At 68.7% G+C, this 17586-nt stretch carries 18 protein-coding genes; 3 read left to right on the top strand and 15 right to left on the bottom strand.

Translation table 11 applies throughout. From position 1 onward, the window contains the following. Positions 1-10: 10 nt before the first annotated feature. The 14 genes from OV287_RS49620 to OV287_RS49555 all read right to left on the bottom strand — a co-directional run bounded on the left by OV287_RS49620 (position 11) and on the right by OV287_RS49555 (position 10671). A complete protein-coding gene (locus OV287_RS49620; RefSeq protein WP_267541099.1) occupies positions 11-598 on the bottom strand; it encodes a TIGR02265 family protein in 588 nt (195 codons plus the stop codon). Between the two features lie 151 nt (positions 599-749). Beyond that, entirely contained in the window at positions 750-1697 is a 948-nt protein-coding gene (locus OV287_RS49615) for a phosphotransferase (protein ID WP_267541098.1), read from the bottom strand. A gap of 87 nt (positions 1698-1784) precedes the next feature. Then, positions 1785-2774, bottom strand: a complete 990-nt coding sequence (locus OV287_RS49610) for a hypothetical protein (RefSeq protein WP_267541097.1) — start codon at positions 2772-2774, stop codon at positions 1785-1787. Beyond that, positions 2765-3448 carry an ABC transporter ATP-binding protein gene (locus tag OV287_RS49605; protein WP_267541096.1) on the bottom strand — a complete coding sequence of 228 codons (684 nt, stop codon included), beginning with the start codon at positions 3446-3448 and terminating at the stop codon, positions 2765-2767. Before OV287_RS49605 ends, OV287_RS49610 begins: the two co-directional genes overlap by 10 nt. A gap of 9 nt (positions 3449-3457) precedes the next feature. After that, entirely contained in the window at positions 3458-4582 is a 1125-nt protein-coding gene (locus OV287_RS49600; RefSeq protein ID WP_267541095.1) for an ABC transporter permease, read from the bottom strand. After that, positions 4579-4977, bottom strand: a complete 399-nt coding sequence (locus OV287_RS49595; protein WP_267541094.1) for a holo-ACP synthase — start codon at positions 4975-4977, stop codon at positions 4579-4581. Before OV287_RS49595 ends, OV287_RS49600 begins: the two co-directional genes overlap by 4 nt. Continuing rightward, on the bottom strand, positions 4970-5884 hold the full coding sequence (locus OV287_RS49590) for a phosphopantetheine-binding protein (RefSeq protein ID WP_267541093.1): 915 nt from the start codon (positions 5882-5884) through the stop codon (positions 4970-4972). Before OV287_RS49590 ends, OV287_RS49595 begins: the two co-directional genes overlap by 8 nt. Positions 5885-5896: 12 nt before the next feature. Next, complete coding sequence (locus OV287_RS49585; RefSeq protein WP_267541092.1) at positions 5897-6688, bottom strand: SDR family NAD(P)-dependent oxidoreductase; 792 nt, start codon at positions 6686-6688, stop codon at positions 5897-5899. After that, positions 6685-8082, bottom strand: coding sequence for a beta-ketoacyl-[acyl-carrier-protein] synthase family protein (locus tag OV287_RS49580; RefSeq protein WP_267541091.1), 1398 nt, complete (start codon positions 8080-8082; stop codon positions 6685-6687). The genes OV287_RS49585 and OV287_RS49580 overlap by 4 nt, the downstream gene beginning before the upstream one ends. Before the next feature lie 6 nt (positions 8083-8088). Continuing rightward, complete coding sequence (fabZ, locus tag OV287_RS49575; protein WP_267541090.1) at positions 8089-8574, bottom strand: 3-hydroxyacyl-ACP dehydratase FabZ; 486 nt, start codon at positions 8572-8574, stop codon at positions 8089-8091. Continuing rightward, positions 8571-8972: a holo-ACP synthase gene (locus OV287_RS49570; RefSeq protein WP_267541089.1), complete on the bottom strand. Its 402-nt coding sequence runs from the start codon at positions 8970-8972 to the stop codon at positions 8571-8573. Before OV287_RS49570 ends, fabZ begins: the two co-directional genes overlap by 4 nt. Then, positions 8969-9487, bottom strand: coding sequence for a lysophospholipid acyltransferase family protein (locus tag OV287_RS49565; RefSeq protein ID WP_267542575.1), 519 nt, complete (start codon positions 9485-9487; stop codon positions 8969-8971). The genes OV287_RS49570 and OV287_RS49565 overlap by 4 nt, the downstream gene beginning before the upstream one ends. Before the next feature lie 50 nt (positions 9488-9537). Continuing rightward, positions 9538-10260: a nitroreductase family protein gene (locus OV287_RS49560; protein WP_267541088.1), complete on the bottom strand. Its 723-nt coding sequence runs from the start codon at positions 10258-10260 to the stop codon at positions 9538-9540. Between the two features lie 183 nt (positions 10261-10443). Beyond that, positions 10444-10671, bottom strand: coding sequence for a TraR/DksA C4-type zinc finger protein (locus OV287_RS49555; protein WP_267541087.1), 228 nt, complete (start codon positions 10669-10671; stop codon positions 10444-10446). A gap of 245 nt (positions 10672-10916) precedes the next feature. Between OV287_RS49555 and OV287_RS49550 the strand changes: the two genes are divergently transcribed. Continuing rightward, a complete protein-coding gene (locus OV287_RS49550; protein ID WP_267541086.1) occupies positions 10917-11738 on the top strand; it encodes an isocitrate lyase/PEP mutase family protein in 822 nt (273 codons plus the stop codon). Here the strand turns inward: OV287_RS49550 and OV287_RS49545 are convergent, their stop codons facing one another. After that, positions 11739-12794, bottom strand: coding sequence for an AraC family transcriptional regulator (locus tag OV287_RS49545; RefSeq protein ID WP_267541085.1), 1056 nt, complete (start codon positions 12792-12794; stop codon positions 11739-11741). It abuts the gene before it with no gap. Between the two features lie 54 nt (positions 12795-12848). On the opposite strand from OV287_RS49545, the gene OV287_RS49540 reads away from it, so the two are divergent. Next, positions 12849-13886, top strand: coding sequence for a Rieske 2Fe-2S domain-containing protein (locus OV287_RS49540; protein ID WP_267541084.1), 1038 nt, complete (start codon positions 12849-12851; stop codon positions 13884-13886). A gap of 100 nt (positions 13887-13986) precedes the next feature. Continuing rightward, entirely contained in the window at positions 13987-17568 is a 3582-nt protein-coding gene (locus OV287_RS49535; RefSeq protein WP_267541083.1) for a serine/threonine-protein kinase, read from the top strand. The last annotated feature ends 18 nt before the right edge of the window (positions 17569-17586 follow it).

Raw genomic sequence — 17586 nt, 5'->3', positions numbered from 1 at the left:
GGGGGTTCTCCTACCACTCCACGTGGGTGATGAAGTCGGTGCCGGAGGGGTTCTTCACCTCCATGCGCACGCGCGCGTTCACCTTGGCGGCCTTCAGGAGGGCCTGCTCCACGACGCCCTGCATCCACGCAGGGCCGAGCAGCTCGCCGTGGCAGATGAGGCGGCCGGAGCGGGGGCCCACCCGCTCGTACGCTCGCTCGCCGAAAGCGGTGACGGCCTTGTAGGCGGAGGGGGAGCTGGCCATGAGGCGGTGAGGCTCATCGCCGGACAGGAAGGACATCATCTTGCCGGCCTGGGAGTCGAAGAAGTAGTTCACGGCGGCGCGGCCGAACTCGGCGATGGAGTCGTGGTAGCCGCGCGAGGTGGTCTTGGTGCGCTTCACGCCGAGGTCGGCCATCCGGAGGAGGTCGGCCACGGGGTAACGGAAGAAGCTCACGATGCTGCGGGAGCCGAAGACATCCCTGCGCACGTTCTCGGCTTCCGTGGGGCCGAGCTGCCGCTGGAGGTTCTCCATCGAGCTGTCGAAGAACATACCGAGCAGCACATCCTTGTCGGTGGCGGCTCGGATGCGGAGTTGCAACGCGTCACTGGTGTCCATGAAGCCCCCTGCGGAAACAGGGCGGGTGCCTACCACCAAGGTGGGGTGGCCGGGAATCCGTTTTCTGTAGGACGGGGGTGGGCTGGTTGCCCGCCTGTGTACGTGCTGGGCGGGGCTCGAGCAGGTCTCTGGCCAGACGGCGCAGGGCCTCTCAGCTCAGCCCACCCGCGAACGGCATCGTCCGCCAGCGCTCGAGCGAGGACGCGAGCCACTCGGCCAACATCGGCAGTTGGGGCACGAGCGCATAGCTGGCGACCATCCGAATCATCCCCGCGGCGTCCATGACGCGCAGGACAGCCGGGTCGAGAGGCCGCACGCCTGCCCGCGCTGCCGCCGCGTTGTAGACGGCGGCGCCTTCCGGACCGAGGAACGAGAGATCCCACTCCACCGGGCCGAGGTTCACGTCCTCGAAGTCCGCGTAGCGCACTCCGGAGGTCGTGCGGATGATGTTGTACGACGGGGCGTCACCGTGGATCGGCTGGACGCTGACGTTCGGGAACGCCTTGGCGAAGCCCTCACGCGAGGAGAGCACGGGCTGAAGGACAGTCCACTCGCCTCGAACCCGCTCGAGGTCGGCGGGAGCCAGGGGCCCGGGGTTCTCTTCCAGGAGCGCGAGGCACGAGGGCACGCTCTCCGTGACAGGTGAGAGGAACGAGAGCTGGCCCGGGTAGTCGCGCAGCGCCGCATGCAGGTCGGCCGCGAGCGCCGCGTCGGCAATGAAATCTGGCTGGCGCGAGGTATCGACCTCCACGAACTCCCAGAACGTCATCGAGAAGCCGTCCCGCTGTACGGGCTCGCGGGGGACGAGGGGACTTGGGCGAACAACGGGGAGCCCCCGGTCGGCCAGCCATGCGACCGCGGCCAATTCGCGCGCCTGGCGCGCAGTCTGCGGTGCCCCATTGAGCCCGGGCGGCAGCGCTACGGGGACTCGGACCACCACGGGGGAGGGCGCGAGGTGCACGACGACGGAGAACACGTCATGCAAGACCTTCGGGTCGGCAACGTCGAGTCCGAGCGCACGGCCCGCGCTCGTTGCCGCGGCAACGGCTCGGGCCGTACGGGCCTTCAGGTCACTGGGCGTCAGGTGCTCGATGGGCATCCCGTCATCCTGCCATGTGGAGAGTGCCTGGCCATGGGGTTCGGGTCTCACTCCCAGTGGGAGGCCGCGGCCCTCCGCGATGGCGCTTCACTTTCGCCGGTCTTGGCCGGTGATCTCCTGCCTCTCCGGGTGTGCCGTGGCTCCGCCGACGGTGGGGCAGGCCAGCCGTGCCCGCTGAGCACTGGCGATGGGACCTGCCCGGCGGAACCATTCATGTTGGCTCAGCTCGGCGAGCGCACGGGGCTTGGGGCCTTCCTGCTCGAGCGAAGGAATCGGGTCCACCTCCGTCCAGACCCGGTTCACCCGGAGACGCAGGGCCAGCTCCACGGTGCCAGTGCAGCAGGAGCGCACCTCGCCTTGGAGCTCGCGGGGGAGCAGCGCCGATGACCGGGAGAGATGGGGACGCTCCGGGGAGATGCGGAGGGAGAGGCATCCGAGAGAGGAATCCGCGGCGGGCCGGGTCTCCAGCAGCAGGGGGAAGCCATCTCGTCGTCGGAGCCGGAGCTGCGCGGTCCCCAACTCGCGCTGGAGCTCGAGAATCAGTGCGTCGTCCATCGCTTGTGCCCCGGTGAGATGGAGCGAGGGCTGGGAAGGAACTGGGACCATCAGCCATGCATCGAGCCACGCGGTGAGTTCTCGGACGAAATCCCGTGCCCACGGAGGAGGGCTCAGGGCTACTTCGAAGTTGCTCCGGGGGCCCAAGTAGACACGCGCGTCACGCTTGCCAGGCGGTTTGAGCCAGAGCCGAAGCGTCTCGGGGGTGGCGGTCAGCCGCGCCACGGTCTCGTTGAACAAGGGCGAGGAGAGGGTGAGCTCGACCACCTTGCCGCGCACTGCGATGAGCTTCCAATGCCCCTCCAGCTTCCGTTCCCCCGTGGCTTCCACCGTCACCCGGCCCTCCAGACCGATGACGGGGAGCTTCTCCCGGAGCGCGAGGGTCCGGGTGATGAGCTCCGTCTCGAGGTTCTTGCGGTCCGTGGGCCAAGGCTTGTCCGCCTCGCACCCCACGAGTGCCAGGAGGAGGACCGGGAGGACGGCGAGCAGCGCGCTTGCGGCGGGGACACGCTTCAGCAGCACCTTCCCTCCTGGAGCTTGAGGACGCGATCGCAGCGAGCCGCGACCCGCTCATCGTGCGTGGCCACCAGCACCGCTCTGCTGCGGTTCTCCTCCGGTGCCAGGAGCAGCTCCCCGACGACGGCCGCGTTGGCGGCATCGAGTGCCCCGGTTGGCTCATCTGCGATGACGAGCGGCGGCTGCTTGATGAGTGCTCGGGCCACGGCGACTCGCTGGGCCTCGCCGACGGAGAGAACATCCGCCCTGCGATGGGCGAGCGGCCCGAGTTGCATGGCCTCGAGCAGCAGTTCGAGCCGGGCCCGCGAGGTCCCTCGTGCTTCCTCGGGAAGGGGTTCGAGCGCCAGCAGCAGGTTCTCCTGGACCGTGAGGAAGGGGAGGAGGGCCGCGCGCTGGAAGACGAAGCCAATGGTCATGGCTCGCAGCTGCTCCAGCTCTCGGGGGCGCAGGGTGGAGAGCGCGCGGCCCTGAATGTGGACTTCGCCGCCCTCCGGGGGCCTGAGCCCCACGAGGTGGACCAGGAGTGTGCTCTTGCCGCTTCCACTCGGCCCCATGAGCGCGACGGTCTCTCCGCGGCGCAGGGTCAGGTCGAGTCCTTCCAGGATAGGCGGCTGGCCCGGCGCGTAGCGCACCGTCAGTCCGCGCACCTCCACGAGTGGCTCGGATGCCCGGGTCTCCATGTGTCCTCCCTAGGGCCTCATGAGCTGGGCGGGAGGGACCGACCCCGCGCGCAGTCCGGGGCCCAGCGCGCCCAGCATCGCCGTGACGACTCCGGCCACCATGGCCAGGGTCAGCTCCACCGGGGGCAGCCATCCTCCCAGCCCGGGGTGGGCGGCGGGGACGATCGTCAGCAGGATGAGCTGTCCCACGAAGCCTCCGTTCATGGCTCCAAGCACTCCGAGGAGGGCTCCCTCGCACAGCACTTCGCCAGCGATGGCCAGCCTGGAGAAGCCCAGGGTGCGCATCACGGCGAACTCCGCGGACCGCTCGCTCACCATGCCCCAGAGCGTGAGCAGTGCGATGAGCGCGCTCAGCGTACCCACCAGCACGGTGAGTGTCCGCGCGATGAGCCGGAGTGGGGCGGAGGCCGCATCGGCGCGGGCGCGAGCGGTACTCAGACTGGAGACATGCCACTCCGGCAGCACCGCCGCGACACGTTGCTCGTGCTCCGGCGCCCGAAGGCCTGCCTTCAGCTCCAGTAGGGAGAAACTCAGCTCTCCTTCCCGTCCCTGCTCCTCCTGCAACACCGAGAGAGGCACGTAGACGTCCGCCGTCACCACCTCGGGCCGGCGCTCGAAGAGCCCCACGACCGTGAACGGCGGGCTGCCTCGGAACAGGGGCAGGGCGCTGCCAGGAGTCAGCCCCCTGCGGTCCGCCAGGTTCCGCTCGACCATCGCGGTGCGCTCTCCGGGCCTGGGCGCGCGGCCCTCGCGCAGCATGTAGAGCTCGGCCATCTCCGGCGGAGCGGGCTGCGGGAAGCTGCAGAGCACGAGGGGCACCGGGTCCCGCTCGTCGATGAAGGCCGTGAGCAGGAAGTCATGACGTCCCGTGACACCGAGGGTGGCCAGTGCCTCCTGGTGGGCATCCAGCTCGCGGCTCTCGAAGCTGGTCGTATAGCTGTCGTAGACGAGCAGGTAGCGGCTCTCGAATTGGGCGAACAGCCCCGCGGCGCGCTCGGTGGGACGGACGGTAAGCTCCCGGGTGACGAGGATGGTCGCCACCGCGGCGGAGACGGTGGCCACGGCGAGCAGGCTGCGTAGCCACCGGTAGCGCAGCGAGGACACCGCGAGCCAGACGAGCCGCTGGGGGCTCATGGTGCCACCACTGCGCTGGCGAGCACCTGGCGCTCGTCGTGCGAGAGCGAGACGTCCAGCCCCAGCTGCGACCGGCACAGCCAGAGGGCGACGGCGGCGGGCACGTCCGCCACAGGCCGCCCATCACCGTCCCGCGAGAGCTGGATGTCCACCAGTGAGGGCAACAACCGAGTCTCGAGCCCGGCCCGCGCCAGCACCTTACGGACGGCGGCCTTGCCGGCGAGCCGGGCGGCCACGGCGCTCACGGGGTTGCGGCGCGAGGCCAGGGCAGTCAGCTCCGCGGGTGTGAACCAGCGGAGCAAGGGGCCGTGTGGCCCGTCCGCCTCGCGCCACCATTGCTCCACGGCGCGTGTGGAGGCCACGACGGTGGCCGTGTGGAACCGCCGTTCAGGCATCCGGCTGCACCCTGGTCGCGGGCTCTCGCGGCTCCACGGGTGGCTCCTTCGCGCCGACCGCATTCCGCAGGGCCTGCCGGGCCGACAGGAAGAGGATGTAGCGGACATAGGTGTCCACGGTGATGAAGCTGAAGAGGTCGCGAAGCTGCAGACTGGTGACGGCTGCATCCGGCTGGTAGCCCTTGGGGACCTCCGTGGACATGAGAGCGGCGAGCTGCTTGACCCGGATGTAGGCCATCCGTTCCCGGGCTCGCGACGAGCCGCCCACCTCACGCCAGAGACTGAAGAGATCTCTGGAGGGCAACGGGCTTCCCTGCAGGGACTCCTGCACCGCCTCGGATTCGAGCACCGCGACCTGGCTGGCGAGGTCCGGGTCCTTCGCGAGCACGTCCCGGAGTGCCGCTGCCAGCTCGGGTGTTCGCCGGAGCTCCAGCACCAGATGCCCCACCGCCCGGCTGGCGTTCACATCCTCGCGTGCATCGCCGACGGCCGTCCGGAGCTGGTGAGCGAAGTCCGGCTCCTTCATGGTGTCGTGGAACATGCGGAGCATGCGCTGGCGCACCTCCGGGTCATCACCTCCCGGGCGGACCGACTCCTCCTTCATGAACTCGAACAGGGTGGTGCCGCCGAGCTGCTTCTCGAGCCGCTCCAGTCCCTCCAGCAGCGGCATGCGGAGCGTCTCCTCGTCCGCCTTGGCATCCGGGATGTCCAAGCCGAAGTCCTGGCGCAGCCGGTACGTCAGCTCCAAGAAGGCGATGGAGTCCGCATCGAGGTCCGACACGAGCCGGCTCGCGGGTTTGATGTCCTCGGCGTTGAGGACGAGGATCTCCGCGAGGATGGAGGTGAACTTCTCCCGCACCTCAGCATCGCGGAGGGGGTGGCGGATGGTGCTGATGACGTTTTCCACGGGAAGCTCCTTTCAGTCCTGGGCCCTGCGCCGATTGACGTATTTGAGGGAGTAGCCACCATCCACCCCCAGCTCCTGGCCGTTGATGTAGGCGGCGTGAGGGGAGACGAGGAACGCGACTGCTTCGGCAACGTCCTCGAGGGTGCCGAAGCGGCCGAGCGGGATGGCGGCCCGGAGCTGCTCGCCGAAGGACTCGATGCCGAACGCGCTCATGTCCGTGGGAACGACGCCTGGGGAGACGAGGTTCGCCGTGAAGTCCATGCGGGGGGAGAGCTCGTTGGCGAGCGTCTTGATGAAGCCCGCGAGTCCCGCTTTCGAGGCCGCGTAGGCGCACTGGCCCTGGAGACCGCCATGCGTGCCCACGGGGGAGCCGATGGCGACGACCCGACCATGACGCCTGCGCGACATGCCTGGCACCGCGGCGGCGGTGAGGTGCAGCGCTGCGTGGAGATTCGTCTCGAGCGTCTCGCGGATGCCCTCGAAGTCTGCGCCCATGATGGGGCCCCCCCTGGCCACCCCAGCGTTGTGGACGAGGATGTCGAGCCGCTTCAGCTCTCCTTCCGTGTCGGTGACCACCCGCTTGCAGTGGGCCGGATCTCGCAGGTCTGCCTGGAGTAACAGGGCCCTGCCACCCGCGGAGTGGATCTCCTCGGCCACCGCGCGTGCGCCCTCCTCGCTGGCGCGGTAGTGCACCGCGACGGCCGCTCCTTCCCGGGCGAGCCGCAGGGCGATGGTGCGTCCGATACCGCGTCCCGCGCCGGTGACCAGCGCGACCTTCCCTTCGAGGTTTTTCCCCGGGGTCATGCTTCCTCCCAACGCCGGAAGATGAGCGTGGCGTTGACGCCGCCGATGGCGAAGCTGTTGGACAGCACTGTCCGGAGCCCTGGGACTTCGCGCCCTCCCTCGTGGACGTAGTCGAGGTCGCACAGGGGGTCCGGTTTGAGCAGGTTGCGAGTGGGGGGCACCTTCTGGTGCTCGAGCGACTTGATGGAGATGAGCGCCTCGATGGCGCCCGCCGCGGCGATGAGGTGCCCGGTCATGCTCTTGGTGGACACCACGGGGATGCGCCGGGCGTGCTCCCCCAGCACACGCTTGATGGCGTGGGTCTCGATGCGGTCATTGAGCGGGGTGCTGGTCCCGTGCGCGTTGATGTGATCGATGTCCTCGGGCGCGAGACCCGCGTTGTGGAGTGCCATCGTCATCGACAGGACGGCCCCCTCGCCGTCCTCGGAGGGAGCGCTGATCTTGTACCCGTCGTCACTCGAGCCGTAGCCGATGAGCTCGGCATAGATGCGCGCCCCGCGGCGCTGGGCCTGCTCCGCGCTCTCCAGGACCAATGCAGCGGCGCCCTCGCCGACCACGCAGCCATCGCGGCGCAGATCGAACGGCTTGCTGGCGCCTTCCACTTCTTCGCTCTTCCCCGTCACCGCGTTGAGCTTGCAGAAGGCCGTCAGGTCCAGGGAGTTGAGCATGCTGTCCGCCCCGCCCGCCAGCATCACGTCCGCATCACCACGCGCCACCATCCAGGCCGCCTCGCCAATCGCCTGGGCACTGGCCGCGCAGAGGCTGACGATGGTCATGTTCGGGCCCATGGCGCGGTAGCGCATGGCGATGTACGCCGCCGCGACCGACGGGCACTGCTGCAGGAAGTAGAGCGGGTTGAGCTCGCGCGCGACAATCTCTCCGAACTGCCGCGCCAGGTCCTCCGCCGGGAGACTCATCCACTGGGCCTCGTTCTTCTCCTGGCGGGCCTGCCCCCGGTATTTGTCGAAGACCCCCAGGGCGACCTGCTGCATCAGCGTGCGTCCGGACAGGCCCATTCCGAGGCAGACCCCCATCCGCTTGCGGTCCACTCCTGGCGTCTCCCCAGCGGCCGAGCTGCCCTCGCCAGCCAGCAACGGCTCTTCGAGACGGGCGTCCGACAGCGCGCGCAGGCAGGCGCACAGCGCCCATTGGTGCACCGTGTCCATGGTGCGCAGGTTGCGCAGCGTGTCCCGGTCCTGGACGAAGCGCTTCGCGTCGAAGCCCTCCACGACGCCGCCAATCTTGCAGGGCACCGAGGAGGTATCGAAGTGCGTGATGCGCCGGATGGCGCTCTCCCCGCGGTAGAGGCGCTGGAAGACCTCCTCTGTGTCGAAGCCGTGGGGAGCGATGGTACCGAGGCCGGTGACGACCACACGTCTCAAGGGACGTCTCATGTCCGTTTACTCCTCCATGCGTGCATCCCACGGGCCTTCGATGATCCGGCGCAGCATCTCTCCCTGTTGCACCACGGCCGCGTACTCGGGCTCGCCGCGGTATTCCTTGAGCGCGAAGCTGAGCTCCGCGCGGAGGGCCAGCTCACCGTCGACCCGGCCCGAGGCCTGGGTGGTGGCCAGGCTGCGTTCCAACACCTGCAGCCGGGCCTCGATGACGAGCTGATCTCCAGGGCGGATGGCTCGGACGAAGCGGGCGCGGGACACTCCCGTGAAGAGAGGAAGGACCTGCCGCTGCTCCTTTTCCCAGACGGAGCGCGAGATGAGGTAGCCGGAGCTCTGCGCCAGCGCCTCCATACCGAGCACGCCAGGGAGGATGGGCATCCCCGGGAAGTGCTGGTCGAAGAAGGCTGACTCCATGGTGACGTTCTTGAGCGCGACGATGCGCTCGCCAATGTGCAGTTCCCGGACACGATCGATGAGGAAGAATCTCAAGCACCACCTCGGGGGTGAGGGCTCAACAGATGGACGACAGCCGTTGCATGGTCTCCGCACAGGGCGGTCTCGGCCTGGAGGGTGGCGCCTCTGGCGCGGACGAGCGCCGCGGGGGCTCCGTAGAGCGTGACCTCGGCGGTGTTGCGCTCATCGAGCCGCACCTCGATGTCCGTGGCTTTGATGCCGGCGATGAAGCCCGTGCCGAGCGCCTTCAAGGTGGCCTCCTTGACCGCGAAGCAGAGCGCGAGCTCCTCGACACCCGCGTGGCCTGCACGGTGTTCGACCTGGGTGAAGAGCTCATCCCGAAAGGCCGGCGGATTGCGGCCCAGGACGCGCGCGAGACGCGGGATGGACACCACGTCGCAGCCAATGGAGTCTCGGGAGCGAGGGGCCTTCATCGGGACATCGTCCTGTGGAAGTCATGGAGGGCCGCCGTGCTGGCATCCAAGTCCTGGCGGGAGACGGAGGGGGGAGGGGGCAGCAGCTCACCGACCTGCACCCGGGCGTTGCCCGTCAGTCCGAAGCGCACGGAGACAGGTAGCAGGCTCGCGCCCAACCGGATCGCCAGCCAGGCAGCACCCCGCTTGGTCATGCCCTTGCGCTGATTCATTTCCCGGCCATCCACCATCAGTCCCAGGAGGGCACCGCGGCCGAGTACCGCCTCCGCCTCGTCGAGCAGGCGCGTGCTCAGCATGTCCGCGGGCGACACGAAGATGACGGAGAAGGTGCGTGCGAGCTGGCGGGAGAACGGGAGGCGCCGCATCACGGTGCTGGCGAGGAAGGTGATGTCCCGTTCCAGGAGCGTGGAGAGCAGCAGCCCGCTCCTCACACCCAGGCCGGTATGGTTTACGGCGAGGATGACGCGTCCCTGCTGGGGGATACGCTCCAACCCCTGCGCCTCTATCCGGTGCATTCGGCGTACGAGGCGGTGGAGCCAGACTGCGGAGGGACTTTGAAGCATCGTCACTCCTTCCGGGTGGGGGTTGCCAGCCAGGCCTCGGGAACGGGGCCCTCGAGGAAGCGCAACACCTTCTCCAGCTCCCGGTGGGGTGGCACTTGGGGTTGCTCCGCCGGGTATCCGATGGAGATGACGCCCGCGAGCTGCAGATTGGGCGGGAGGTGCAAGAGGCGGTTCACCACGCCTCGCAGGAAGGGCAGAGGGCCCGAGTGCATGCAGGCGCTCAACCCCTCCGCATGCGCAGCGAGCAGCAGGTTCTGGATGGCCATCCCCAGGGTGATGAGGTTCGGATTGTAGTGAGTGACGTCTCCAGCGGCCTCGTTGGCGGAGGACAGCATCTGGTCCAGTCGCTCCGGAGAGGGCTTGTAGAACGCGAGCACGATGACCGGGCTGCTCCTCAGCGGGTAGAGCCAGGTGCGCACATGGTCGAGCAGGTGGAAGAGCTCATCCGCTTTGTCCGAGGACCCGACGCGTGCCACGCCTCGCTCGAGCAGTTCATAGATGGCCTTGCACCAGGAGGGCTCGTCCGCGACGACGAACTGCCAGGGCTGCCGATTGAAGTTGCTCGGGGCCCTGGTGGCGCAGTCGATGAGCCGGGCGGTCAGGGCGCGTGGCACCAGGCGCTCCGCGTAGACCCGGATGCTGCGGCGCGTCCGGGCGAGCTCGAAGAACGCATCCCCCGCCTCCGTTTGGGCCTCCGCCTGCAACGGCTGGACAGGTTCGCTCATCTTCCCCCCTGGATGACAGCGCGTGGCCAAGCCTAAACAGGAAGCCCGCGCGTCAGGAATTACATGGGGGTGTCCGCGTCGCGCTCGGAGGTAAATCCTGTCCGTCGGTCAACATCGCCGGCCTGGGTACTGTGCAGTCATGAAGCGTCCGCCTGTCGCTCCTGCTCTGGACAGGCCTCCCGGTCACCGGAGGGTCTTGCGCTTCCTCTTCACTTCTACGTTCTGCCCCGTCTTCTTCAGGCTTCCCGCTTTGCCGGTCGCGCTGATCGTGACCTCCAGCTCGAATTCACCGCCCATCTCTTCGCTGCATCGGACGCACACCAAGGTGTCAGGCATCGCTTTGAGCCGTGCCTGGGGGATCTCGGCTTCACACACACCGCAGTGAACCACCTCGGTTGTTTCGGTCGCCATGTCCTTTGTCTCCCTTTTGGGCGCTCGATGCGAAGGCATCCCCACGCCCGAGTCGCCAGACGGCAACCGGGGTGGGGCACTGACACAGGGGTCTTGTTTGCGCGCAGCATGAGTGCGGACGTCGGCGCGATGCAAGGGACTCGGAGCGCCGAAGTCCGAGGGTTTGCACTCTCCATCAACCATTCTTGCTCTCGGGTCCGAAGACGGCGAGACCCACCCCGGGGCGCAGTGCTAAGCCGTCCCGCGTGAAAACCACTTCTTCGAACTCCCTTGCCGCGACTTTCCGAGCTCTGCACGCCAACGAGCAACTGCTGCTTCTCCCCAATGCCTGGGATGGCGCGAGCGCCCGCCTCATCGAAGCGTGTGGGGCCGCCGCGATTGCGACCAGCAGCGCCGCCGTGAGCTGGTCACATGGTGTTCCCGATGGGGAGCACCTGACCCTCGAGATGCTGTTGGCGACGACGCGCGAAATCATCCGCGCCGTCCGGGTGCCGGTGAGCGTCGACCTGGAGGCGGGCTACGGTGCCACTCCCGAGGCGATTGGCCCAGTCGTCCGCCAGGTCGTGGACACCGGCGTCGTCGGCATCAACCTCGAGGACGGGGCTGCTCCCCCCGAGGTGCTGGTGGCGAAGCTTGAGGTCGCCAGGCGCGCCGCGGCAGCCGCGGGAGTGGAGCTCTTCATCAACGCGCGGACGGACGTCTACCTGCGGGGCCTGGTCGCTCCGGAGGAGCGCGTCCAGGAGACCCTGAAGCGGGCGCGCCTCTACCGCGAGGCTGGGTGCGATGGGCTGTTCGTGCCGGGCATCGCCAGGCCGGAGGAGATCGCGGCCATCGCGCAGGCAGCGGGCGTTCCGCTCAATGTCATGGCGCTGCCCGGATTGGCGCCAGCCCCCAAGCTCAAGGAGCTCGGCGTGCGGCGGCTCAGCCTCGGAACGGCGCTCGCCCAGGCAGCGCTTGGAACGGTGCGGCGTCACTGCGTGGCCTTGCTCGAGCGCGGCGAGTACGGCGGAGTCTTCGAGGGCCAGGTTTCCTATGGGGAGATGAACGCGCTGCTGTCGCGGAGCTAGCTACTTCCCCTTTCCGTCCCTTCGCCACTCTCGCGGAGATTGGCCCGTCCAACGACGGAAGGCATGGTGAAAGGCGCTCGGCGCCGGGTAGCCGAGCCGCCAGGCCACCTCGGCAATGGGGGTCGCCGCTTCGAGGAGGACGTGGGCCTGGTGTCGCCGGAAAGCCTCGCGCTCGGCTTCCAGCGACGTGCCTTCGTCGCGCAGGCGGCGCTGGAGCGTGCGGGGACTCATCCGAAGGCGAACGGCCAGGTGAGCGAGGTCCGCGCCGGATTCGGGCAGCAGCTCGGGCAGCAGAGCCCGGACCTGGTCCGCCACGCGCGACGAGGCGGGGAGGCCGGCCAACATCCGGTCCGTGGAACGCGCGAGCACTCTCGACAAGCCGGCGTCAGCTCCAGGCAACGGGCTCGTGAGAAGGGCTGCGGGCATCACCAGCACGTCCTGCGGTGCGCGGAAGGAGACCGGCACGCCGAGCACGCTCGCATACGCCGAGGCCTCCGCGGGGCGTGGCCCGTGCAACCGCAGGCGAGCCCCCGGCAGCCCGCCTACCAGCCGCCCGCCATTCACCACGAGGTCCGCGAAGACGAGCTGGGCCATCAGCCGGTGCGCGAGGCGCTCGGGCCCGTAGGGATGGTACGTCACCGTCACACGCCCGGCGCTTCGCTCCAGCGAGAATCGCTCTCCCTCGCTCCACAGGCGTTGATAGCGCAGCACGTGCTCCAACGCGTCACCGAGCGTGTGGCTGCTCACCATGAGGAAGCCGAGTGCATCGAGATCGTCCACGCGGAGGGACACTCCCAGGTGCAACCCGAGACACCTGTCCTCCAGCCGGGTCGCTGCCTCCTCCAGGAGCGTGTAGACGCAGAGCAGGGGAACCCGAGCCTCTGGCTCGGTGAGCCGCGCGCGCTCGAGCCCGGAGGCCTCCAACAGGACGCGTCGTGAAAGCCCTCTGGCCTCGGCGGAGTCGAGCACGCGGAGCGCCAGCCCGGCCCAGGCGGTGGGCCCTGCCGGTGCCGAGCGCGGTTGGCGCGTGGGAGCATTCCTTCTGGCGCGTGGCATCACTCACGTCCGGTGGGGCCTCTCTACATTGGAGGCATGAGAGGCCCCTGGCTGATGGGAACGGATGAGAATAGGCAGACGCAGCGACTGGGAGCACCAGAGGACTTCGTACGAGACACGTGGTACCCGGTGCTGGAATCGAAGCGGCTGGGCCGCCGGCCCGTGGGGGTGACCCGGCTCGGCCGTCAGCTCGTGCTGTGGCGAGACGCCCAGGGCAGACCCGTGGCACAGGATGCGGCCTGTCCCCACCGGGGTGCCGACCTCTCCAAGGGTCGCGTGGTGAGCGGCTGCCTGGAGTGCCCCTACCACGGCCTGCGCTTCGCAGCGGATGGCGCGTGCGTGCGCGTACCCTGTGAGGGGAGCACACGCCCGATTCGGGCTGACCTGAGGGTGAAGGGGTACGTGGTACGCGAGGGGCTCGGCCTGGTGTGGCTCTGGTGGGGCGAGGAGCGGGAGGAGCTTCCCCCGCTGCCTTGGACCCACGAGCTTCCGGATGCAGGGGCGGGCTCATGTACCGCCACGCTGACCTGGAACGTCCCCTTCGCCCGGGTGATGGAGGGGAACCTGGACCTCCACCACTTCCCCTTTGCTCACCGCCGGTGGGCGCCTGGGATGGGGACCTTGCTGGACCCGTACACGGCGCGACTCGAGGGCGACACCATCCACACTCACGGTGTTCTTCGCAGGGATGACGGCAAGCCCTGGGACGGTCGAAGCGGATTCGAGGCGGAAATCCGGGTGCTCTTTCCGCACCTGGTGCTGCTCCGCTTCGGCAGCTTCACCCAGGCCATGGCGGCGGTTACGCCCATCGACGCGGAGAGCACCTGGGTGGTCTTCCGCTACCGCAGCAGCCTCCCGCTCCTGGGCGGGCTCGTAGCGTGGCTCCTCGTGCAGTCTGAGGTGCGACTCATCCAGCCGGAAGATTACGCGCTGCTGCGCGACAGTGAGCCCCGGCACCCTGCTCGCGAGGACTTCCATCTCGTGCGGGCCGATGCGGGCATCGCGCTCTGGTACCGCTTGTATGAGCGGCGGCTGGAAGCCCAGCGAAGGGCGCTCCCGTCGGGGGAGGTTGTCCAGCGGGCCGTGCGTTGAGTGGAACTCGGCTTCGGAAGCTCGGAAGGGGGGCTGAGCGGGGGCTCTATCTGGCTGAAACCGCTGTCAGTACGATGGGGGCTCTGAGGAGCGTTTCCCCATGCGTCCGGATTTTGAGGTTGAGCTGCGGGCGGCCCTGGCCGAGGGCCTTCTCTCCGAGCAGGAGGCAGACAGTCTGCGCGAGGAGGCTCGGCGCCTGGAGCGGAGTCCCCTGGCATTGCTCCGTGAGCGAGGCCGCTTGTCCGAGGGGACGCTCATCTCGATGATGGCGCAAGTACGGGGCGCCACGCCCCAGGCGGCCGACGCAGCCCCTCCAGCATCGTCAGTCCCCGAGGTCCCAGTCTTTCCCGTCAGCGGTTGGGAGCGTTACCAGTGCGTGCGCTTCCTCGGCGAGGGTGGAATGGGGCGGGTCTTCCTCGCGCATGATCCGCGGCTGAACCGCAACGTGGCCTTGAAGTTCGTCCGGGGTGACGAGCCCGAGCTCACCCAGCGCTTCCTCTCCGAAGCCAGGGCCCAGGCGCGGGTGAACCACGAGCGGGTGTGCAAGGTCTACGAGGTGGGCGAGGTCCAGGGTCGCGTCTACATCGCGATGCAGTTCATCGAGGGGCGGACGCTGAGCACGCTCGCCCGCGAGCTCTCCGTCGAACAGAAGGTGTTGGTGCTCCGGGAGGCCGCCGAGGGCGTGCACGAGGCGCACCGAGTGGGCCTCATCCACCGGGATCTCAAGCCCTCCAACATCATGGTGGAGCGCGCGGAGGATGGGACGCTGCGCCCCTACGTGATGGACTTCGGGCTGGCGCGAGACTGGAACGATGGGGCCACCATCACCGGCGCGGTGATGGGCACGCCCCAGTACATGTCGCCCGAGCAGGCCCGCGGAGAGATCTCCAACCTGGATCGCCGGGCGGACGTCTACAGTCTGGGCGCCACCCTCTACAGTGTGTTGACGGGCCACCCGCCCATTCCCGGCGGTAACGGGCTGGAAGTGCTCAGGAACGTCCTCGAGGTGGAGCCACGCCCGCCGCGCGCGGTGGATCCAAACATCCCCGCGGACCTCGAGGCCATCGCGCTCAAGTGTCTGGAGAAGGAGCGCTCGGCCCGGTATGACTCGGCGCGCGCCCTGACCGAGGAGCTCGACCGCTTCCTCTCGGGCGAGCCGGTGCAGGCCCGCTCCAACAGGGCCTGGTATCGCCTGCGCAAGAAGCTCCACAAGCATCGGCTCGTGGCGTCCGTGGCCGCGGTGGCGGCCGTGCTCGTGCTCCTGGCCCTGGGTCAGGCGGGGATGGCCCGCCGCGAGACCGCCGTGCGCGAGCGCCTGGCCCGGCGGTTCACCGAGTCCGTGGAACGCATCGAGGCGCTGGCGCGCTACTCGGACCTCTCCCATCTGCACGACACACGCGCGGATCAGCGGGCCATCCGCGCGAGGATGGCGGCGCTCGAGGCGGAGATCCAGGAGGCGGGCGAGCAGGCCGTGGGGCCTGGCCACTACGCGCTGGGGCGCGGCTTCCTCGCGCTCGGAGACGAGGCCAGGGCTCGCGAGTCCCTGGAATCCGCCTGGAAACAGGGCTTCCGCGAGCCTCGGGTGGCCTACGCGCTGGCCCTGGTGACGGGGCACCAATACCAGGAGCAGCTGCTGGAAGCTGAGCGCATCCGCGACACCGAGCGGCGAGAGGCTCGCAAGCGGGAGGTCGAGCGCCGCTACCGGGAGCCGGCGCTGGCCTATCTTCGCCAGAGTGAAGGGGCAGAGGTTCCCTCCGCTGCGTATGTGGCAGCGCTGCTCGCCTTCTACGAGAACCGATGGGACGAAGCCCTCGCTCAGCTGGACGCCATCGGCACTGAGCTCTCCTGGTTCTATGAGGCCCCGAAGCTGCGCGGAGACATCCTCTTGGCTCGTGCCATGCGGCAGTGGAACCAGGGCAAGCACGAGGGAGCGCTGGCGGACTTCGAGGCGGGCCGGAAGGCCTATGCCGAGGCGGCTTCGATCGGCGAGAGCGTGGCTTCGATCTACGCAGCTCAGGGCGAGCTGGAGTACGGCGCGCTCATCCTGGAGCTTTACGGGAAGGGCGAGGTCACTCCCCATTACACCCAGGCGCTCCAGGCTGTCTTTCGCGCGCTGGAGGCCATGCCGGAGCATTACGACGCCCGCGTGTTGGAGTCCCGTCTCCATCGGCGGCTCGCCGAGCATCAACGCAACCTGGGCGATTACTCGGAGACGTTGCCGGAGAAGGCCGTGGCCGCCGCGCAAAGCGCGCTGAAGCTCGAACCCTCGCGGTCGAAGGCTCGGCTGGAACTGGGGCAGAGCTATTGGATTTGGGGTGACACCCGCCAGAGCCACTCGTTGGACCCGCGCGAGCAACTCCGCAAGGCAGTCGAGAGCTTCGAGAGCATCGCCCCGGAGGAGCGGGACTACGACTTCCTCCTCAACCTGGGCATGGTCTACCAGACATGGGCCGACTACGAGGAGCAGGTGGGCGCGGATCCACTGCCCAGGTACGGCAAGTCGATCGAGTCTTATCACTCCGCCATCCAACGGGACGGCCAGGTGCCGGAAGGTTGGATCAACCTGGGCATTGCGCACTACACGCGCGCCACCCATCCACGGGCCCCGGAGCCGGACGGAGACCTCACCCAGGCGCTGGCGGCATTGGACAAGGCCCGGACCCTCAACCCTGGTCACGTGGTGCCCTATTTCTACGCGGGGCTGGCGCATGAGCTCGTGGCCCGGAGGCTTCGCGTCGCGGGAGGTGAGCCGGGCCCCTCGCTGGAGCGCTCCGCGGAGATGTTCCGGAAGGGGCTCGAGCTCAGCCCCAGCATTCCCCAGCTTCACAACGGCCTGTGCCTGACGCTGATCCAGCAGGCTCAGGCGAGCTGGGACCGCGGCGGCAATCCCTTCCCTGCGCTGGAGCAGGCCCAGGCTGCCTGCGAGAAGTCCGTGGCCATCGCTCCGAAGAGTGGCTACGGGCAGATCAACCTCAGCGAAGTGCTCGCCCATCGAGCGCTGTACCAGCGCGCCCGGGGAGAGGATCCCAGCCCGAGTGTACGAGCGGCCGACGAGGCCCTGCGGCAGGCGCTCCAATGGCTTCCGGAGAACGCGGGGGCCCTGGCCAACCGCGGCATGGTCCATGCCATCCTGACCACGTTCGAGCTGGAGCATGGGAAGGACCCTCGCCCCAGCATCTCGCGGGCGGAGGTGGCGCTGCGGCAGGCACTCGCGCGCAATCCGACCCACGCCGAGGCCTGGTACTACCTGGGAGAAGCGCTGGGAGCCAAGGCGCTAGCCCCGGGGGGGCGCCCCCAGGACTCCGAGGACGCGGCCCAGGCGTTTCAGAAGTGTCTTGAGCTGGCGCCGGAGCGGCAGGAGTTCCGCATTGGCTTCGGGCATTTCCTCCGCCGCTGGTCCACCCGCTTGATGCAGGGGAAGCAGGACCCGGCTCCCTCGCTCCAACGCGGGCTGGAGCTGGCCCAGCAGCTCCTCGCGGTGCGGCCCGGATGGCCAGACGCTCGCCTCTTGCGAGGCAGTCTGTTGGCGGTCCAGGCGGCGCTCCCCTCCGCCGCCCCCGGACAGAAGCAGGAGTGGCGCGGACAGGCCCGGGAGGAACTCTCCAGCGCGCTCTCCGCCAACCCGGGCTTTCAACGGGAGTGGGGAAGCGCCCTCCAGCGACTCCAGTCCAGCGGGCCCTAGCCCCCGGGGGCCGCGACG

The sequence above is a fragment of the Archangium lansingense genome (genome assembly GCF_026626635.1).
In the GTDB taxonomy this organism is placed as follows: Bacteria; Myxococcota; Myxococcia; order Myxococcales; family Myxococcaceae; genus Archangium; species Archangium lansingense.
This window is presented reverse-complemented; position numbering and strand designations above follow the sequence as displayed.